Below are 1,302 nucleotides of genomic sequence, written 5' to 3'. Positions count from 1 at the left end.
CGGCGCACGTACGTTCTCGACACCAGCGTGCTCCTGGCGGACCCGCTCGCCATGGGCCGCTTCGAGGAGCACGAGGTCGTCCTGCCGGTGGTCGTGGTCACCGAGCTGGAGGCCAAGCGGCACCACCCGGAGCTGGGCTACTTCGCCCGCCAGGCGCTCCGCCTCCTCGACGACTACCGCGTCCGCCACGGCCGCCTCGACGAGCCGATCCCGGTCGGTGAGTTCGGCGGCACCATCCGGGTCGAGCTGAACCACTCCGACCCGTCGATCCTGCCGGCCGGCTACCGGGCCGGGGGCGGCGAGGCGGACACCCGCATCCTGGCGGTCGCCCGCAACCTGCAGGCCGAGGGGTACGACGTCACGGTCGTCTCCAAGGACCTCCCGCTGCGGATCAAGGCCAGCTCGGTCGGCCTGCTCGCCGAGGAGTACCGGGCCGAACTCGCCATCACCTCCGGCTGGACGGGCATGACGGACCTGCACGTCCCCGGCGACCAGGTCGACGCGCTGTTCGGCGCGCCGCACGACGCCGCAGTGGAGATCGACGGCGCCGCCGAACTCCCGGTGCACACCGGTCTCGTCCTGCAGTCGGAGCGCGGCCGGGCGCTGGGCCGGGTCACCCACGACGGCCGGGTGCGCCTGGTGCGCGGCGACCGCGAGGCGTTCGGCCTGCGCGGCCGCAGCGCCGAGCAGCGGGTCGCCCTCGACCTGCTGCTCGACCCCGAGGTCGGCATCGTCTCCATGGGCGGCCGGGCCGGCACCGGCAAGTCCGCGCTGGCGCTCTGCGCCGGCCTGGAGGCCGTGCTGGAGCGGCAGCAGCACCGCAAGGTGATGGTGTTCCGCCCGCTGTACGCGGTCGGCGGCCAGGAGCTCGGCTACCTGCCGGGCAGCGAGGCCGAGAAGATGAGCCCCTGGGCGCAGGCGGTCTTCGACACCCTCTCGGCGGTCACCACCCCGGACGTGATCGAGGAGGTGATCTCCCGCGGGATGCTGGAGGTCCTGCCGCTCACCCACATCCGCGGCCGCTCGCTGCACGACGCCTTCGTGATCGTGGACGAGGCGCAGTCCCTGGAGCGGAACGTCCTGCTGACGGTGCTGTCCCGGATCGGCCAGGGCTCGCGGGTGGTCCTCACCCACGACGTCGCCCAGCGCGACAACCTGCGGGTCGGCCGCTACGACGGCGTGGTCGCCGTGGTGGAGAAGCTGAAGGGGCATCCGCTGTTCGCCCACATCACGCTGACCCGATCCGAGCGCTCGCCGATCGCCGCCCTCGTCACCGAGATGCTGGAGGACGTTCAGCCGTAG

The 1,302-nt window shown here is 72.9% G+C and carries 1 protein-coding gene; it reads left to right on the top strand.

Features of this window, described 5'->3' with window-relative positions; translation table 11 throughout:
- A partial coding sequence (locus tag AB0P35_RS42155) for a PhoH family protein (protein WP_363521919.1) occupies positions 1-1,302 on the top strand: 1,302 nt, incomplete at its 5' end.

Source organism: Kitasatospora sp. NPDC085879 (genome assembly GCF_040686255.1).
Lineage (GTDB): Bacteria > Actinomycetota > Actinomycetes > Streptomycetales > Streptomycetaceae > Kitasatospora.
Note: the sequence above shows the minus strand (reverse complement) of the source record. Positions and strands in the feature narration are given on the sequence as shown.